Source organism: Salegentibacter lacus, assembly GCF_020164555.1.
In the GTDB taxonomy this organism is placed as follows: Bacteria; Bacteroidota; Bacteroidia; order Flavobacteriales; family Flavobacteriaceae; genus Salegentibacter; species Salegentibacter lacus.
In genome coordinates, this window is the sequence record NZ_JAIQZB010000002.1 from 147,790 (window position 1) to 163,950 (window position 16,161).

The window sequence follows — 16,161 nt, forward strand, 5'->3', positions numbered from 1 at the left end:
CTAAATCTCTTTATCCAGTTTTGAAATTACCTTTACAGCCTTATCATAATCTTCCTGCTGCGCAGAATTTGATGCCGGTGTATATCTGGCAAATTCACAGCTCTTTAGAACCTCAATGAACTCATTCGAAGTTTCATCGGGAACATTTTTTTCCTTTAATATTTCTAAAATGCGTTCTTTACTCATTTCAGAAGTTTGAATATGAAGTTTTGCTTTAAGATAATTGTGCATTGCCCGCTCCAGCGATTCATAAAAACTCTGCTGATCGCCTAAACTCTTTTTGGCTTCAGAAAGATATTTTCTTGCCAGTTTATTAGCTTTTTTAAGTCGGTTTCCCTGTACATCAGCTGCAATAGCTTCCCTCTTTTTTCCGAATAAAATGAAGAGTGGAATTGCTGCAAATGGTAAAAGCAGAGAACCCCAATATGTCCAGGACCTAAAAAAGGCTTGTTGTTCTAACGGCCTTAGGTTGGTTTGAGTTTTTATAAACCTAAATTGTTCTGAAGGTAAATTAACTGCTCGTTTGTTATTTTCTGCAATCCCACTACCGGAGGCGCTAACCGGTCCTTCTTCTACATCTATTAAAATTTCCTGTGAAGATAGACTCTTATAGGTTTGGGTTTCGGGATCAAAATATGAAAAAGTTAAAGGCTGAATTGGATACTGCCCTTTTCTGGTAGGTACAATGGTATAGTTGTCTATAATACTTCCTTGTTTACCATTTAAAGTTGTTGTTACGTTTTCTATGCGCTCAGGACTGTACATTTCTAAAGAAGAAGGCACTTCCAGGGCGGGCAGTTCGAATAAGTTTAGATTTCCGTTTCCTCTAATTTCTACCTTGGCTTCCAGAGATTCTGAAGACTTCAGTTTTTGTTTGGTAGTACTTACATCTAAACTAAAATCCCCTACTGCTCCAGTAAAACCTGCTGGTCTCCCATCGGGCAATGGTTTTACATCTATTGTTCTGGTACCGGCGGCTACCGTTTTATTTACGGTTTTATAAATTCTGCTGCCAAAAATGTCCCGCCTGTCACTGGGAACATCTACAGAAACTGACAAGGTGAGTGGTTCAAGTTCCAATTCTCCTGTTTTCTGCGGATAAAGCACTGCCTTTTTCAGCACTACATAACGATAAGGTTCTCCTTCATATTCCCCATTTTCCGGTCTTAATTCCCTAATTTCGATATTTTGACTCCAGAAATCTGAAAATTTAGGACTATCTACTTCCCGAAAGTTGCTCACGCTAATTCGAGGACTCACAAATAATTTATAAACTACGGTAATTCCTTCATTTAAATAAGGATTGGGGTTAGAAACCTCAGCCACCAAATGCAGGTTATCTGAAGCAATGAGGTCCGAATTATCGCCGTCGGTAGGTTCGTCTACCGCGGCAGTTACCTGAATATCTACAGGGGTAGTTTTATAAATTTTATCGTCTATGGTGATTTCAGCCTGGGCAATGGTTTTGCTTCCACGAGAATTTGGCTGTAAATAATAAGAATAGGTTTTAGAATAAGTACGATCGCCATTGATCCAGCGATTACTCACCGACTGGTTTGGACCACCCACAACGGTAAAGCCATCAAAAGAAGGAGGCCGAAAATTATCGCCATCCTGGTTCATTTCAAAATCTACCCTAAGACGTTCGTTTACACCAAGTTTGTCCTTGCTCACCTTGGCCTCGAACTTCACCTGGGCCTGTAAACCAATACCGGTAAATAATAAAATGCTATATATTAAAAGCTTTAACTTCATTTATAAAATCCCTTTCTTTAAGATAAGTATGTTTTTGGAAAGAAATGTATCAAAAATTTTACCAATCTTTTTCAGATTGCACTTTGGCACCTTTTTGCTTTTCCGCATTTATTTTATCCTGCACCTTTCTTTCTTCATTATTCATCGCTTCCAGTAAACTTTGAATTTGTTCTGGTGACAATTGTCCCTGCGAGGGTTGGGGCTGTCCTTGCTTTGGCTCCTGCTCCTTTTCTTCCTGGTCACCCTGGCCATCCTGTTGATCCTGCTCATCCTGGTCGCCTTCCTGCTCATCCTGATTCTGATCTTGCTGATCCTGGTCGCCTTCGTTCTCCCCTTCACCACTTTGATCCTCTTGATCTTCGTTTTCCTGCTCCTGGTCTTTATCCTGATTCTCCTGCTCGTTCTGATCTTCATTCTTATCATCGCCATCATCCTGGTTCTCGTCCTGATTTTCCTGTTCTTCTTCCAGCATCTTTTTGGCCAAGGCTAAATTATACCGGGTTTCATCGTCGGTTGGATCATTTCGCAAAGCGTCTTTATAAGCATCTACCGCTTCCTGATACATTTTTTGCTTCATATAAGCGTTCCCCAAATTATGGTTTGCTTTGTGTTTGGTAGTTTTAGTATCGGCAACCTCAGCGGCCTGTTTAAAGCGTTGGGCAGCTTGCGGCGTATTCTCACGGGTATAATACATGTTACCCATATTATACCTCGCGTTAGCGTTATCAGGATCCTTGGCAATAGCCTTTCTATAAGCGGCCTCGGCTTCTGGAAAATTATTTTCTCCTAAGGCAACATCCGCATCCTGCATAAATTGCCTGGCTTCCTTTTGGTCATTTTCTCTTTCCTTATCATTTTGTTGCTGGGCAGCTGCAGGCAATGAAAGCACGAAGCCAAAAATTATTAATAATATGTTTGCTGAAAAACCTCTCATTGAATCACTCCTCTGTTTTTCTTTTTTCGTTGAATAAATTAAGCTTTCTTATCCAGCCGGTTTTTCTTTCCAGCATAAATACATCCAGCAACAGCAATAAAATTGCCAAACCAACAAACCACTGAAATTGGGATTTATAATCGGCAAATTGCTTCGCCTCAAATTCTGTTTTTTCAATATTCTGAAGTGCTTCCTGTACCTTTTCGGTTACTTCTGCAGTAACAGTACCGTCAATATATTCGCCGTCGGTCTCTTCTGCAATTTCCTCAAGAATTGCAGGGTCAAGCTTGGTAATTACCGTTTCTCCCTGGTTATCCTTTTTATAGTTCTGTACTACTCCATTACGTTTAATTGGAATTGGGCCACCTTTTGCGGTTCCCACCCCAATGGTATAAATTCTTATTCCGGCTTCAGCGGCTTGTTCGGCCATATCTTCGACATTCCCTTCGTGATCTTCGCCATCACTTAGAATAAACATCACGCGATTGGTTTGCTGATTATCGTCAAAGAATCCTGTGGCCAGATCTATGGCGTCACCAATGGCTGTCCCTTGTGAAGAGAGCATATCGGTATTTAAACTTTCAAGAAACATCTCTGCCGAGCCATAGTCTGTAGTAATTGGCAACTGCGGAAAAGCGCTTCCTGCATAAGCGATAATCCCTACGCGATCACTTCCTAAATTGCCAATTATTTGTCGCACCAATTGTTTCGATTTCTCTAATCTATTAGGCGCAATATCTTCCGCCTCCATACTTTTTGAAACATCTACGGCAAAAACGATATCTACACCTTCGCGTTTTACTGTTTCTAACTGAGAACCTATTTTGGGATTTACCAGACCAAAAATTATACTGGCAAGCGCAATTAGAATAAGTGATAATTTTAAGAATGGTTTAAATGAAGATCTATTTGGCGTGAGAATTCTAAGAAGTTCGGGTTTGGCAAACTTTGAGCGTGCGCGCTTCTGCCAAATCCTAAAAATAAGATATAGCAAGATAACCACCGGAATAAGCAGTAAAAGCCATAAATATATTTTCTCTTCTAAGATCATTAAACCTTCCTTTCCAATTTTTAAATAAAGCCTCTAAAAACAGTATATCTTAATAATACTTCAAAAAGCAGTAATCCTAATGCTAATAAGGCGTAGGGCCTAAACTTTTCGGTGTAATTATAATATCTGAATTCTTCTATTTCAGATTTTTCGAGACTGTCAATCTCTTCATAAATCTCTTCGAGCTTTTCGTTATTTGTAGCCCTAAAATATTTCCCGCCGGTATCTGCAGCGATTTGTTGCAATAAAGCTTCATCTATTTCTACTTTTTGAACACCATATTGAAACCTTCCATTTGATAAAATATTTACTGGTGTAAGTGCATTACCATTGCTTCCCACGCCAATAGTATAGGTTTTAATCCCAAACTCCACTGCCAGCTCACTGGCTATTTTAGGGTCTATAAATCCTGAATTATTCACTCCATCAGTTAGCAAAATAATCACTTTACTTTCTGCATCGCTATCTTTTAAACGATTTACAGCCGTGGCTAAACCAGAACCAATTGCCGTACCGTTTTGCAGAACATCACTATATTCGGTTTCCTGTATCGCCCTTAAAGCAATGCTCTTATCGCTGGTAATTGGTGTTTTTGTAAAACTTTCGCCGGCAAAAAGTACAAGGCCAATCCTATCGGTGGGACGATTTTCTATAAATTCAGCACCCACTTCTTTTACAGATTCCAGGCGGTTGGGTTCAAAATCCCTGGCCAGCATACTTGCCGAAACATCTATAGCCATTACAATATCTATACCTCTAATATTGCTGCTTTGCGTGGTAACATCTACCGTTCTTGGCCGCGCCATTGCAACAACCAATAAGGCTAAAGCCAATAAACGTAGTACAAATAAGACCGGTTTTAATTTTGAAAGCAGTGATTGCTTTACTTTAAAACCTTTTACGCTAGACATTCTAAGCTCTGGCGTTTGCTGCTTACGTTTCCAGAAATACCAGGCTGTTGCCGGCAGAAGCAGCAATAACAACCAGAAAAATTCCGGATTTTCGAATGTGTAATTAGCAAACATCAATTAGCCTGATTTTTTAATTGAACCGAATTTTCTATACGTTGTGAAATCTCTTCAGCATATTCATCATCTTCATCGAACACTACCATAATTTGTTGGAAACCGCTGTTTTCTCCAAAGTTGAGAATCACATATTCCTTTTTAATCGGCCCACCGGTAATAGGGTTTTCAAGATAAAAAGTTCCAAAAACCTTTATTCCTTCAGCATTATTTATAGTGCTAAATTCCTCTTCCTTCATAATAATGTTACGCGCACCCTGACCTTCCAGGTTTTCGTAAATCCCGTCTACCGCCTTCTGTAAATCGAAATCACCTTCCGGATTTACAGGACCGGTTATAAGCAAGGTGTACAAATTGCCTTCCAGGGTTCCTGCATCAAAAGTTTCACTTCCTAAAAGCATTTCCTGAAGCTCATCGTCGCGTTCTACCGCTTTTCTCACTAGCACTTCAGGCGTGGTTATGGTGACCGGTGGCGTACCGTATTCGCTTCTAATCCAATCGCCTTCCAGTAATTCCTTGGTTTCATTTCCTAAAACCGAATCTTTTACATAATCAAAACCTCTGGTATTTACCAGAACCGCAATGATAATAATTCCTAAAACTAATACCCCACCAATTATGGCCAGGATTTTATTTCTTCTTTTTCGTTTTAATTTTTCCTTACGATAATTTTCATCCTGCATCAGTTCTTCTTCGGTAGGTTCGGGAACCACCTGCCTGATGTCTTTTATAAGATGTTCAACTTTAGTTCTATCACTTTTCGCAGTTATTACATCGGGTCTCGAATTGGCAAATTTGGCCAAATCGCCACGTTTCAGAATCTGCTGAAGGTTATCTATAGATTTATTTTTCAGACTTAATTCGCCCGATTGTTTCCTTAATTCCAGGTAAACGATTAGCTCTGATGTTGTACTTTCCAGTGCACGATCGTAGATTTTCCTATCCAGATATTTCCTTACAATAAAGGTAAGTTGCGAGTAATATTCTTTAATCTCCCTGTCTTGCAGCAAAGATGAATTATCTAATTGTTTCAGCTCGAACATCGCCTGTTCGTATGGAGGTAATTCCGGCTCCGCTTCTTTTCTTTTCTTCCTTCTTCGGAAAAAATAAAAAGCAAGTCCGAGAATAGCTAATGCGGCAAGCAACCACCAAACCCAATTTGGAATACTGAAAGGTTTTGGAACATCTACCGCCGGTTTTATAGGATACATTTTTTGGCGGGTGGTATCAACTTTTACATCGGCAACCTCAACTCTAAAAGAATCGGTTAAATATTCCCGATTCTGAATAATAACCTTTTGCTGCGGAATAGTGTATGCGCCGGAATCGAATTGGGTAAGAGAATATTTCTTTATAAGTCTGAAACGATCTTCTACCGTAGTGGTATCAGCGCCTAAAGATTCTACCATTTCCATAGGATCAAAAGTTTGTCCTTCAGGAAAAACCACCAAATCGGTTGAATCGGTTTCTACTTCAATACTAAAAATGACCTGCTCCCCGATCTTGATCGCCGATGAATCTATTTCAGCATTTATTTGCGGTTGCTGGGCAAAAGCCTGAAAACATAACAACAAAAAAACCGGCAGGATTGCCGTTTTATAAAAATTGAATGTTGCCAATAATTTACTTTTCATTCTTCTTAACCTCTTCTTTTAAAATAGCCCAGTAATTTCTTTACGTAACTTTCATCAACGCGATTATTGATAACTCCTGCACCGCTAAGCGTAAAACTTTCGTTGAAGTAAGCCGCTCTTCCGCGATAATATTCAGCATAACTTTTTCTAACCGATTTAGAACCGGTGTTTACTGTTACATACTCGCCGGTTTCCTCATCCAACATTTGTACCAATCCCAAATTTGGGATTTCTTCTTCAGCCGAATCGTAAACCCTAATTCCTGTAACATCGTGCTTATTGCCCGCTATCTTTAAGGTTTGCTGGTAATCGTCGTCCATAAAATCTGAAAGCATAAAGACAATCGCCTTTTTCTTCATCACATTAGACAGGTATTTTATGGCAACAGCTAAATCGGTTTTTTTAGATGTCGGTTTGAATTCTATTAATTCGCGAATAATTCGCAATACGTGATAACGCCCTTTTTTGGGCGGAATATATAGCTCTATTTTATCTGAAAATAGCATCAGCCCAATCTTGTCGTTGTTCTGGGTGGCCGAAAAAGCCAAAGTTGCCGCAATTTCGGTGATTACATCTTTTTTAAGTTGATTTTGTGTTCCGAAGAATTCTGAACCAGAAACATCTACTATAAGCATCATGGTAAGTTCCCGTTCTTCCTCAAAAACCTTTATAAAAGGTTCGCTGTACCGCGCGGTAACGTTCCAGTCTATATTTCTAACATCGTCGCCAAATTGATATTGTCGCACTTCGCTAAAAGTCATTCCTCGACCTTTAAAAGTAGAATGATATTCCCCGCCAAAAACGTGATCGCTCAAACGCCGGGTTTTTATTTCAATCTTTCTTACTTTTTTTAAAAGCTCTTTGGTATCCATTAGGAAACGGTTGTGTTTTTACACAGCAAATAATTGGAAAATGCGAATATTAGGTAAAAAATGAAGTCTATGGCACCTCTATCTCGTTTACAATTTTATGCACAATATCTTCTGAAGTTACATTTTCGGCCTCGGCCTCATAGGTAATTCCAATTCTATGGCGAAGTACGTCTAGAACCACTGCCCTAACGTCTTCAGGAATTACATAACCACGGCGCTTTATAAATGCATAACATTTTGAAGCTCTCGCCAGGTTGATACTTCCCCTTGGTGAAGCGCCAAAACTTATTAAAGGTTTTAGATCTTTTAAATTATATTTTTCAGGAGTTCTGGTGGCGAAAATAATATCGAGGATATATTTTTCAATCTTTTCATCCATATAAACTTCCCTGGCGGCTTGTTGTGCACGTAAAATTTGCTCGATGCTCACCACAGGATTTACCTTTGGAAATTCCCCTCTCAAATTGGCGCGCATAATTAACTGCTCGTCGTTAATTTCGGGATAATCTATAACGGTTTTTAGCATAAAACGGTCTACCTGGGCTTCAGGCAAAGGATAAGTTCCTTCCTGCTCTACCGGGTTTTGAGTAGCCATTACTAAAAATGGTTTATCTAAAATAAAAGTTTCTTCGCCAATGGTTACTTGCTTTTCCTGCATAGCCTCTAGCAAAGCCGATTGTACTTTAGCCGGAGCACGGTTAATCTCATCTGCCAGCACGAAATTTGCGAAAATCGGGCCTTTTTTAATACTGAAATCATTCAGCTTCATATTGTAGATCATAGTACCAACAACATCTGCAGGCAATAGATCTGGTGTAAACTGAATCCTGCTGAAACTGCCGTGAACGGCCTGAGAAAGTGTATTAATTGCCAGGGTTTTTGCTAAACCGGGAACACCCTCAAGCAAAATATGACCCTGCCCCAATAAACCTATAAGTAAGCGCTCCATCATATGCTTCTGCCCTACTATAACTTTATTGACTTCAGTATTTAGTAAATCTACAAAAGCACTTTCCCTCTCTATTTTTTCATTTAAACTTGCAATATCTACAGAGGCGTTGTTATCTATCATTTTATGCGTATTTAAGACCTTAAATTCGTGGCCGCAAATTGGAAAATTATTAGCGTTTCTGCTGTTAATGTATGGTTAAAAAACAAAAGAGCGGCTAAAAATAGCCGCTCTTTTTTTATGAGGGAAATCTTTTTTAATTATTCCAAATAAATAGTTTCAAGATCGTTTGCCTCACCTGCTTCTACTTCTACATTGTCTTCAGTTACCATTTCCAGTCCGGTTTCAGCATCTGGAGTAATGGTTACCTGGTAAGTTCCTTCTGGAACACCGTGTAGCGCAAAATTTCCATTTTCATCGGTATAAGCTGAGATAATATGACTGGCATTTTGAGCCTTCACCAAAGATCTTGTCTCGTTAGGATGCACTTCTCCCACTATTGAACCGGTATTAGCCATAGCTGACATTCTAATTACAGGCTTTAAAATATATCCCGCATTGCCGTTTTCTACAACAGATTCATCTACATTAAAATCCAGAAGGTATTCATAACTTTCTCCAGCTTCTAACTCCTGCTGAACATTTAATTTCAATCCAGATTGTTGTGCACTTGGGGTAGCCATAGGGATTTCCTCTCCATCTATTACTACAGCGTTGTCAGGTCCTAAAACCAACCTTATTTGATCAAGATAACCTGCAGGAATTTCAACATCGGCCAATAATTGTGATACTCCTCCGGTTAATAGCAATAAATCGTAACGGTCGGCTTCTACATTAGAAAGGCTTTCCCATTCAGCTTCTTCCTCGCCAACTGCGGCTTCAGTTTTAATCATCACATCCTGTACATCTACCCAAACTTTCTCATAGTCTCCGGGAGCATCTGTCATTCTAACCGTTAATTGGGCATTGCCTTCATCGATATTATCAGTATCATCATCACTACAACTGGTAAATCCAAAAGCGATCACCGCTGCAAGCAGTAAGCTTTTTAACTTTAGGCTCTTCATCGTTCTTTTCATAAATAGGTTTATTAATTGTTTAGAGATGAAAACGCAGCATAGTCGATTAAATTTTACGCAGGAGAATAGATTAACTAAATTTAACAGGATTTTAAATTGGATATATAAAGCCAAGCCAGTTACTTGTATACATTTAAGAAATAGAAAAAAAGCTTATGAAAACTGCATTAATTACCGGAGCGACCAGCGGAATCGGGAAAGCTACCGCCAGCGCACTCGCCAGAGAAGGCATAAACCTTATTCTTTGCGGAAGAAGGGAAAAGAGACTAGCCGAATTAAAACAAGAATTATCTAAAAGAGTGGCGGTTTACACGCTTTGTTTTGACGTTCGAGATAGAGAAAAGGTTTTTGAAAAGATTAACAGCCTCCCCGAAAAATTTAGGACAATAGATATTTTGATAAATAATGCCGGAAATGCACACGGTTTAGACCCAATTCAGGATGGAAATATAGACGATTGGGATGCGATGTTGGATATTAACGTAAAAGGATTGTTGTATGTAAGCAAAGCGATTTTTCCGAAAATGATAAGTCAGGGTGCAGGGCATATACTCAATATTGGATCTACAGCTGGAAAAGAAGTTTATCCAAATGGGAATGTTTATTGTGCCAGCAAATATGCGGTAGATGCACTAAACCAGGCAATGCGCATAGACCTCAACAAACACGGAATTCGAGTTGGAGCTGTAAATCCAGGTCTCACACAAACCGAATTCAGTGAAGTGAGATTTAAAGGAGATTCTGAAAAGGCAAAAAATGTATATGAAGGTTTCACTCCGCTACGTCCGGAAGATATTGCAGATATTATTCGGTTTGTGGTAACAAGACCTTATCACGTGAATATTGCAGATTTAGTAGTGATGCCAACCGCTCAAGCGAATAGTACCACAGTAAATAAAAATAATGAATAAAAAGTTTTCCGCCAGAGTTTATGCTGAGCATAGTCGAAGTGCGTAAATGACAAAGCAACATGATTAATAAACGGCTTTTAATAAAGAACCTGCTCGCTCACAACGACGAGAACAGCTTTTACGACAAAAAGCTGAAGCTCAACATTGGTGAACGGGAAGGGAAAGCCAAGTTTTTGAAGCACGTTTGCGCGCTTTCCAATTCTAATCCCGAGAATAATTCTTATATCGTAATTGGGGTTCAGGATGAAGATAACAGTATTGTTGGCACCGATTTCTTTGATGACAGTAAAATTCAAAATCTCATAAATGCTTATTTAAGCAATCCTCCTTTAATTTCTTATGAAAATATCCCTTTTCCGCATTTGCCGGGGAATCTCGTGGTAGGTTTGGTAAGCATAAGGCCCAATCACGGAAAAATTTGTTCGCTTAGAAAGAATATCTGGAAGTATTATGGAGGCTCGGTTTTCCTAAGGGATGGGAGCATCAGTATGCCCAAAGTTTTTGATATTCAAATTACTGATGTGAATTCAGAAATAGTAGACTCTATAGAAAAACATTCCCATAATAATATTGAATTAACCCTGGATGGCGTGTTCGATTTTCTTCAGAAAAGAAAAGATTACAACGCTACTTACAAGGTTTTTAAGGAATATTTTGTGGTTTGCTGGGCGGGAAAAAAGATCCAGGCAAAAAACGAAACGTTTTATTCTCGTGTAGATATAGAATTAATTAATGAACAGGTGAAATTATTTTATTCAGACCTGGACCAGGTGAGCATCAGTCTTACCGAACAAGAATTTAAGATCCTGGAATATGTGCAGTTGGGATTGCACGATAAATATCAATTTTATCCGCTGGAAGAAGTAACCATTAGTTTTAAAGACAGTGTAAGTTATGATATTGAGAGCAAACTGTTATTTGAGCCACCGGAATTCGACAAAAAAACGCTTTATCATATTTACAACATTAACAGTAAGCTTTTAGAAAGACTTAAAAAGAAACTTCCTTTAGACAAACAACAAACAAAAGACTTAAAAAATTTGCCCTCAACTTATTTACTTTGTTATTTAAATAACTTTGAGCAGGCAATAGACAAACTGGAGGAAGCAAAACCTTATTTGAAAGAATACAGCCAGGAAGTTTATAATTATTATAAAGAAAGTATGCGAATTTTAAGAAAAGTAAAATACAATTAATATGGGCCGAAGCATTGCTATTGGGGACATTCACGGCGGATTAAAAGCTTTAATACAACTCCTTGAAAAAATAGAAGTCACCCCTGATGATGAACTAATTTTCCTGGGCGATTATGTAGATGGCTGGAGCGATTCGGCCAATGTGGTTTCATATCTCATAGAATTTGCCAAACAAAACACTTGTATTTTTATTCGCGGAAATCACGACGATCTTACGCATCGCTGGCTCGAATCAGGAGAACTCAACGAAAAATGGCTGGAACATGGCGGCCAATCGAGCATTGATGCTTATCGAAATTTCTCTGCGGAAAAAATAGAAAAACATATCGAGTTTTTTAATCAGATGGTTAATTATTACGTCGATAAGAAAAACAGGCTTTTTGTACACGCCGGGTTCACAAACCAGCACGGCCCAGAACAGGAATACCATGACACGGGATTCTACTGGGACCGCACTTTATGGGAAATGGCACTCTCCTTAGATAAAAATATAAAGCCGGATGATATAATTTACCCGAAACGTCTTCAAATTTTTGATGAAATCTTTATTGGTCACACCCCGGTAACTCGAATTAATGAAAACGCCCCGGTAAAACGTGCAAACATCTGGAACGTAGATACCGGCGCCGCATTTATGGGAAAATTATCGGCTATAGATGTAAATTCAAAAGAAATTTGGCAAAGTGAACCGGTTTTTAAGCTATACCCCGATGAGGAAGGCAGAAATTAAGACGATTTTACCAGAAAACGCTTATACTCTTTATATCTTTGTACTTTAAGGATTTTGACTTTTATTTAAGCTAAATTATATTAGTGAAAATTTTAAACATAATTCTTGAAGCAATAATTATAAATCCAGCAGGATTGCGCAACGCCTGCTCCAATTAACATAGAATGGCCCTCGACAATATTAGATTAGAAGTAATGAATACCGTTGAAAAAGAGGTAGATGGTTTCATCGAGAAATTCCTTATTCCGGTAGAAGAAATTTGGCAACCCACAGATCTTCTTCCCAATTTACAGGGAGAAAATTATATGGATGAGCTTACCCAAATTAGGGAAGAAGCTAAAGAACTCGAATACGATTTTTGGGTAGTTCTAGTTGCCGATATGGTTACCGAAGAAGCCTTACCAACCTACGAATCCTGGCTTATGGATATGGAAGGTGTAAAGCAACACGGTAAAAGTCGCGGTGAGGAAAATGCCTGGTCTAAGTGGGTTCGCCACTGGACGGGAGAAGAAAACCGCCACGGAGATACACTTAACAAATATCTCTATCTCTCGGGCAGGGTAAATATGCGCGAGATAGAAAAAACGACTCAATATTTAATTAGCGATGGTTTTGATATCGGTACCGGTCGTGATCCATATAAAAACTTTGTATATACCAGTTTCCAGGAATTGGCTACAAATATTTCACATAAGCGTGTTGGCCAACTAGCCAAAAAGAAAGGCAATAAAATGCTTGGGAAAATGTGTAATATCATTGCCGGAGACGAGATGAGACATTATATGGCTTATCGGGAATTTGTAAAGACTATTTTTGAACACGATCCCAGCCAAATGATGCTGGCTTTTCACGATATGATGAAAAGAAAGATTGTTATGCCTGCACAATTTCTTCGCGAGAGCGGACAGGGAATAGCAGAAGCTTTTGAAAACTTCTCAAATGCAGCACAAAGGCTTGGCGTATATACGACTTACGATTATATAGAAATTCTTGAAAAACTAAATACTTACTGGGAAATAGATAAAATGCGCTCCCTAACCGATGAAGCTGAAAAAGCCAGGGATTATCTTATGAGATTGCCAGATAGAATGCGAAGAATTGCAGATCGTATGGCGATTCCGCAAGATCAACATACTTTTAAGTGGGTGGAAGCTAACGGAAGGATATAGAAATTCTCTATATAAAAAATTAAACCTCACAGTATTCGATTCGAATCGAAACTGTGAGGTTTTTTATTGAATATCATTCTTCTGAAATCTTAAAAATCAGGACGTTTGTTTTTTCCAGATCTTATAAGTGATAAGGTCTTTTTCAATTAGATTTAAGCAAAAAGCAATTACTGCTGCATCATCCAGGTAACCGATAATTGGAATAAAATCGGGGATTAGATCTATTGGAGAAAGTACGTAAAGTAAAGCGCCACCAATAGCGGCAACAACATTAAAAGGAACTTCACGATAATTTCCGTTTGCATAATCTCGAAGCAAATTAAAAAGCAATTGCGCGTCATCTATATAACGTTGCAGTTTTCCTTTATTCTCAAATTTAGATTTTATCGCTTCCTCATCTTCCAAAACATTGTGTACATCCTCTTCTTCAAAATCATCCTGACGTTTTTTATGTTCCTTTTTAATCGTTTCGTTATCTATTTTGCTCATTGTTCATTTTTTAATGCCTACAAAGTATAAAATTATTACTGAAGGCTGAATTATGGAAATGCTAAAATATTAGAAAAAATAAACCTCACAGATTTTGAAAGCTGTGAGGTTTAAATATTACAAGAATTAAGCTTTACTCCAAATCAAACTTAATTCCTTGTGCCAGTGGCAGTTCAGTAGTATAATTGATCGTATTGGTTTGACGTCTCATATAGATTTTCCAGGCATCAGAGCCGGATTCTCTTCCACCGCCTGTTTCCTTTTCACCTCCAAAAGCACCGCCAATTTCAGCACCTGAAGTTCCTATATTCACATTCGCTATCCCACAATCTGAACCTTCTACAGAAAGAAAACGCTCGGCTTCCCTTAAATTATTGGTCATTATTGCTGAAGAAAGTCCCTGCACCACCCCGTTTTGTAACTCAAGAGCGTTAGAAACATCTCCTGAATATTTCATGATATAAAGCACCGGTGCAAAAGTTTCGTGTTGTACAATCTTAAATTCATTTTTAGCTTCAGCAATGGCTGGTTTTACATAGCAACCGCTTTCGTAACCCTCACCTTCAAGCACTCCGCCTTCAACTAAGATCTTTCCGCCTTCTTCCAAAACCTTATCTAAAGCGCTCTGGTAATTTTTCACCGCATCTTTATCGATAAGCGGCCCCACGTGATTATTTTCATCTAAAGGATTCCCGATTCGCAACTGCTTATACGCTTTTACGATCGCGTCTCTTACTTTATCGTAAATAGATTCGTGAATAATCAATCTTCGGGTTGACGTACAACGCTGTCCACAAGTTCCTACTGCTCCAAAGACAGCTCCGATTACCGTATTTTTAATATCGGCATCCGGGGTTACGATAATTGCATTATTTCCCCCTAATTCAAGAAGCGATTTTCCTAATCTTGCGGCTACGGCCTGGGCTACAATTTTTCCCATTTTAATAGAACCGGTAGCCGAAATCAAGGGAACACGTTTATCGTTGGTCATCATTTCACCCACTTTATAATTGCCGGTGATTAATGAAGAAATTCCTGCCGGCACATCATTTTCGGCAAAAACACGGGCAGCGATATTTTGACAAGCAACGGAAGTTAACGGAGTTTTCTCTGAACCTTTCCAAACACAAGCATCACCGCAAACCCAGGCCAAAGCCGTATTCCACGACCAAACCGCCACAGGAAAGTTAAACGCTGAAATTATCCCAACCACGCCTAGCGGATGGTACTGCTCATACATTCTATGTCCGGGTCGTTCAGAATGCATAGTTAATCCGTGTAACTGACGTGAAAGTCCAACTGCAAAATCGCAGATATCTATCATTTCCTGAACTTCACCCAAACCTTCCTGGTAAGATTTCCCCATTTCGTAGGAAACCAATTTGCCCAGAGGTTCTTTTAATCTTCTTAATTCGTCATTGAATTGGCGAACCACTTCTCCACGAAGCGGTGCCGGCCAGGTGCGCCATTCTTTAAATCCTGCTTCAGCAGTTTTGATTACTCTTTCATAATCTTCTTTTGTGGTAGCTTTAACTTTTCCAATCAAAGCGCCATCTACTGGCGAATAAGACTCGATTACTTCTCCACTACTAAAAAAATCTTTTCCCGTTGAGGTTCCATTATTAGTTTCCTCTAAACCGAGATCCTTTAAAGCCTGTTTAATTCCGAATTTTTCTGCTATTTCACTCATTAATTTGTAAATTTTATCTGTTCTTTTGTGTGTTTCTTGCTAAAATAATAAAAAAAATGCTATTCCGTTTCGGCTACAAAACGTTCATCTACCGGCATTACCTCTCCACAATTATCACAAGTTCGCAAATCCTTGCTTCCGTAGAAATGTTTAAAATACCTTAGAAAATCCTTTTCGATATCTTCAAGCGGAAAATAAACCTCATACAATTTATGGTTGCAATTATCGCAAAACCATAAAAGTCCGTCTTTTGCTTCTAGTTGCGTGCGTTTTCGCTCCACCACCAGGCCAATAGAACCTTCTTTTCTAACCGGCGAATGTGGAACTTTACCGGGATGCAAATACATATCTCCGGGCCCTAACTGCATTGTTTTTTTCTTACCATCTTCCTGTATATGCACTTCAATTTCCCCCTCCAGCTGATAGAAAAGCTCTTCCGTCTCGTTGTAATGATAATCTTTGCGCGCATTTGGGCCGGCAACTACCATTACAATGTAGTCTTCAGATTCTTTGTAGAGGTTTCGGTTTCCTACCGGCGGTTTAAGTGATTCCCGGTTTTGCTCAATCCATTTATTGAGGTTAAAAGGTTTATTTACTGCCATAACTTCTTTATTATATTGCTTAAAATTACAACTTAAAGCTTAGAAAAAAGCCCGATTTTCTTATCTTTTTGGGCG

The 16,161-nt window shown here is 38.8% G+C and carries 15 protein-coding genes; 4 read left to right on the top strand and 11 right to left on the bottom strand.

Annotation, left to right across the window (positions count from 1 at the left end; genetic code table 11):
- From LB465_RS02160 to LB465_RS02195, 8 genes are all read right to left on the bottom strand, one after another.
- A complete protein-coding gene (locus LB465_RS02160; protein WP_224466489.1) occupies window positions 1-1,755 on the bottom strand; it encodes a BatD family protein in 1,755 nt (584 codons plus the stop codon).
- 58 nt (window positions 1,756-1,813) lie between these two features.
- Window positions 1,814-2,689 (bottom strand): tetratricopeptide repeat protein, encoded by an 876-nt coding sequence (locus LB465_RS02165; protein ID WP_224466491.1) that lies wholly within the window; start codon window positions 2,687-2,689, stop codon window positions 1,814-1,816.
- A 4-nt stretch (window positions 2,690-2,693) separates the two neighbouring features.
- Window positions 2,694-3,740: a VWA domain-containing protein gene (locus LB465_RS02170; RefSeq protein WP_224466493.1), complete on the bottom strand. Its 1,047-nt coding sequence runs from the start codon at window positions 3,738-3,740 to the stop codon at window positions 2,694-2,696.
- 20 nt (window positions 3,741-3,760) lie between these two features.
- On the bottom strand, window positions 3,761-4,765 hold the full coding sequence (locus LB465_RS02175; RefSeq protein ID WP_224466496.1) for a vWA domain-containing protein: 1,005 nt from the start codon (window positions 4,763-4,765) through the stop codon (window positions 3,761-3,763).
- Window positions 4,765-6,399, bottom strand: coding sequence for an LPXTG cell wall anchor domain-containing protein (locus LB465_RS02180; protein WP_224466498.1), 1,635 nt, complete (start codon window positions 6,397-6,399; stop codon window positions 4,765-4,767). Before LB465_RS02180 ends, LB465_RS02175 begins: the two co-directional genes overlap by 1 nt.
- 5 nt (window positions 6,400-6,404) lie before the next feature.
- The gene (locus LB465_RS02185) at window positions 6,405-7,271 is read right to left on the bottom strand and encodes a DUF58 domain-containing protein (RefSeq protein WP_224466500.1); all 867 of its coding nucleotides are present in this window, start codon (window positions 7,269-7,271) and stop codon (window positions 6,405-6,407) included.
- 67 nt (window positions 7,272-7,338) lie between these two features.
- Window positions 7,339-8,343, bottom strand: coding sequence for an AAA family ATPase (locus LB465_RS02190; RefSeq protein ID WP_224466502.1), 1,005 nt, complete (start codon window positions 8,341-8,343; stop codon window positions 7,339-7,341).
- Window positions 8,344-8,480: 137 nt separating this feature from the next.
- Window positions 8,481-9,299, bottom strand: coding sequence for a DUF4382 domain-containing protein (locus LB465_RS02195; protein WP_224466505.1), 819 nt, complete (start codon window positions 9,297-9,299; stop codon window positions 8,481-8,483).
- Between the two features lie 155 nt (window positions 9,300-9,454).
- Here LB465_RS02195 and LB465_RS02200 point away from each other — a divergent pair, with 155 nt between their 5' ends.
- The 4 genes from LB465_RS02200 to LB465_RS02215 all read left to right on the top strand — a co-directional run bounded on the left by LB465_RS02200 (window position 9,455) and on the right by LB465_RS02215 (window position 13,305).
- Window positions 9,455-10,210 (top strand): SDR family NAD(P)-dependent oxidoreductase, encoded by a 756-nt coding sequence (locus LB465_RS02200; protein ID WP_224466508.1) that lies wholly within the window; start codon window positions 9,455-9,457, stop codon window positions 10,208-10,210.
- A gap of 59 nt (window positions 10,211-10,269) precedes the next feature.
- Window positions 10,270-11,406, top strand: a complete 1,137-nt coding sequence (locus LB465_RS02205) for an ATP-binding protein (protein ID WP_224466510.1) — start codon at window positions 10,270-10,272, stop codon at window positions 11,404-11,406.
- A gap of 1 nt (window position 11,407) precedes the next feature.
- The gene (locus LB465_RS02210; RefSeq protein ID WP_224466513.1) at window positions 11,408-12,136 is read left to right on the top strand and encodes a metallophosphoesterase family protein; all 729 of its coding nucleotides are present in this window, start codon (window positions 11,408-11,410) and stop codon (window positions 12,134-12,136) included.
- 164 nt (window positions 12,137-12,300) lie between these two features.
- A complete protein-coding gene (locus tag LB465_RS02215; protein WP_224466515.1) occupies window positions 12,301-13,305 on the top strand; it encodes an acyl-ACP desaturase in 1,005 nt (334 codons plus the stop codon).
- Window positions 13,306-13,401: 96 nt separating this feature from the next.
- Here the strand turns inward: LB465_RS02215 and LB465_RS02220 are convergent, their stop codons facing one another.
- From LB465_RS02220 to LB465_RS02230, 3 genes are all read right to left on the bottom strand, one after another.
- A complete protein-coding gene (locus LB465_RS02220) occupies window positions 13,402-13,794 on the bottom strand; it encodes a YkvA family protein (protein WP_224466518.1) in 393 nt (130 codons plus the stop codon).
- 133 nt (window positions 13,795-13,927) lie between these two features.
- The gene (amaB, locus tag LB465_RS02225; protein WP_224466520.1) at window positions 13,928-15,484 is read right to left on the bottom strand and encodes an L-piperidine-6-carboxylate dehydrogenase; all 1,557 of its coding nucleotides are present in this window, start codon (window positions 15,482-15,484) and stop codon (window positions 13,928-13,930) included.
- Window positions 15,485-15,543: 59 nt separating this feature from the next.
- On the bottom strand, window positions 15,544-16,086 hold the full coding sequence (locus LB465_RS02230) for a 3-hydroxyanthranilate 3,4-dioxygenase (RefSeq protein WP_224466523.1): 543 nt from the start codon (window positions 16,084-16,086) through the stop codon (window positions 15,544-15,546).
- Window positions 16,087-16,161 lie beyond the last annotated feature (75 nt).

Bases quoted from the DNA above. Each gene is read 5' to 3' on its own strand.
- LB465_RS02160 (WP_224466489.1), bottom strand. From the start codon at position 1,755: ATGAAGTTAAAGCTTTTAATATATAGCATTTTATTATTTACCGGTATT.
- LB465_RS02165 (WP_224466491.1), bottom strand. From the start codon at position 2,689: ATGAGAGGTTTTTCAGCAAACATATTATTAATAATTTTTGGCTTCGTG.
- LB465_RS02170 (WP_224466493.1), bottom strand. From the start codon at position 3,740: ATGATCTTAGAAGAGAAAATATATTTATGGCTTTTACTGCTTATTCCG.
- LB465_RS02175 (WP_224466496.1), bottom strand. From the start codon at position 4,765: ATGTTTGCTAATTACACATTCGAAAATCCGGAATTTTTCTGGTTGTTA.
- LB465_RS02180 (WP_224466498.1), bottom strand. From the start codon at position 6,399: ATGAAAAGTAAATTATTGGCAACATTCAATTTTTATAAAACGGCAATC.
- LB465_RS02185 (WP_224466500.1), bottom strand. From the start codon at position 7,271: ATGGATACCAAAGAGCTTTTAAAAAAAGTAAGAAAGATTGAAATAAAA.
- LB465_RS02190 (WP_224466502.1), bottom strand. From the start codon at position 8,343: ATGATAGATAACAACGCCTCTGTAGATATTGCAAGTTTAAATGAAAAA.
- LB465_RS02195 (WP_224466505.1), bottom strand. From the start codon at position 9,299: ATGAAAAGAACGATGAAGAGCCTAAAGTTAAAAAGCTTACTGCTTGCA.
- LB465_RS02200 (WP_224466508.1), top strand. From the start codon at position 9,455: ATGAAAACTGCATTAATTACCGGAGCGACCAGCGGAATCGGGAAAGCT.
- LB465_RS02205 (WP_224466510.1), top strand. From the start codon at position 10,270: ATGATTAATAAACGGCTTTTAATAAAGAACCTGCTCGCTCACAACGAC.
- LB465_RS02210 (WP_224466513.1), top strand. From the start codon at position 11,408: ATGGGCCGAAGCATTGCTATTGGGGACATTCACGGCGGATTAAAAGCT.
- LB465_RS02215 (WP_224466515.1), top strand. From the start codon at position 12,301: ATGGCCCTCGACAATATTAGATTAGAAGTAATGAATACCGTTGAAAAA.
- LB465_RS02220 (WP_224466518.1), bottom strand. From the start codon at position 13,794: ATGAGCAAAATAGATAACGAAACGATTAAAAAGGAACATAAAAAACGT.
- amaB (WP_224466520.1), bottom strand. From the start codon at position 15,484: ATGAGTGAAATAGCAGAAAAATTCGGAATTAAACAGGCTTTAAAGGAT.
- LB465_RS02230 (WP_224466523.1), bottom strand. From the start codon at position 16,086: ATGGCAGTAAATAAACCTTTTAACCTCAATAAATGGATTGAGCAAAAC.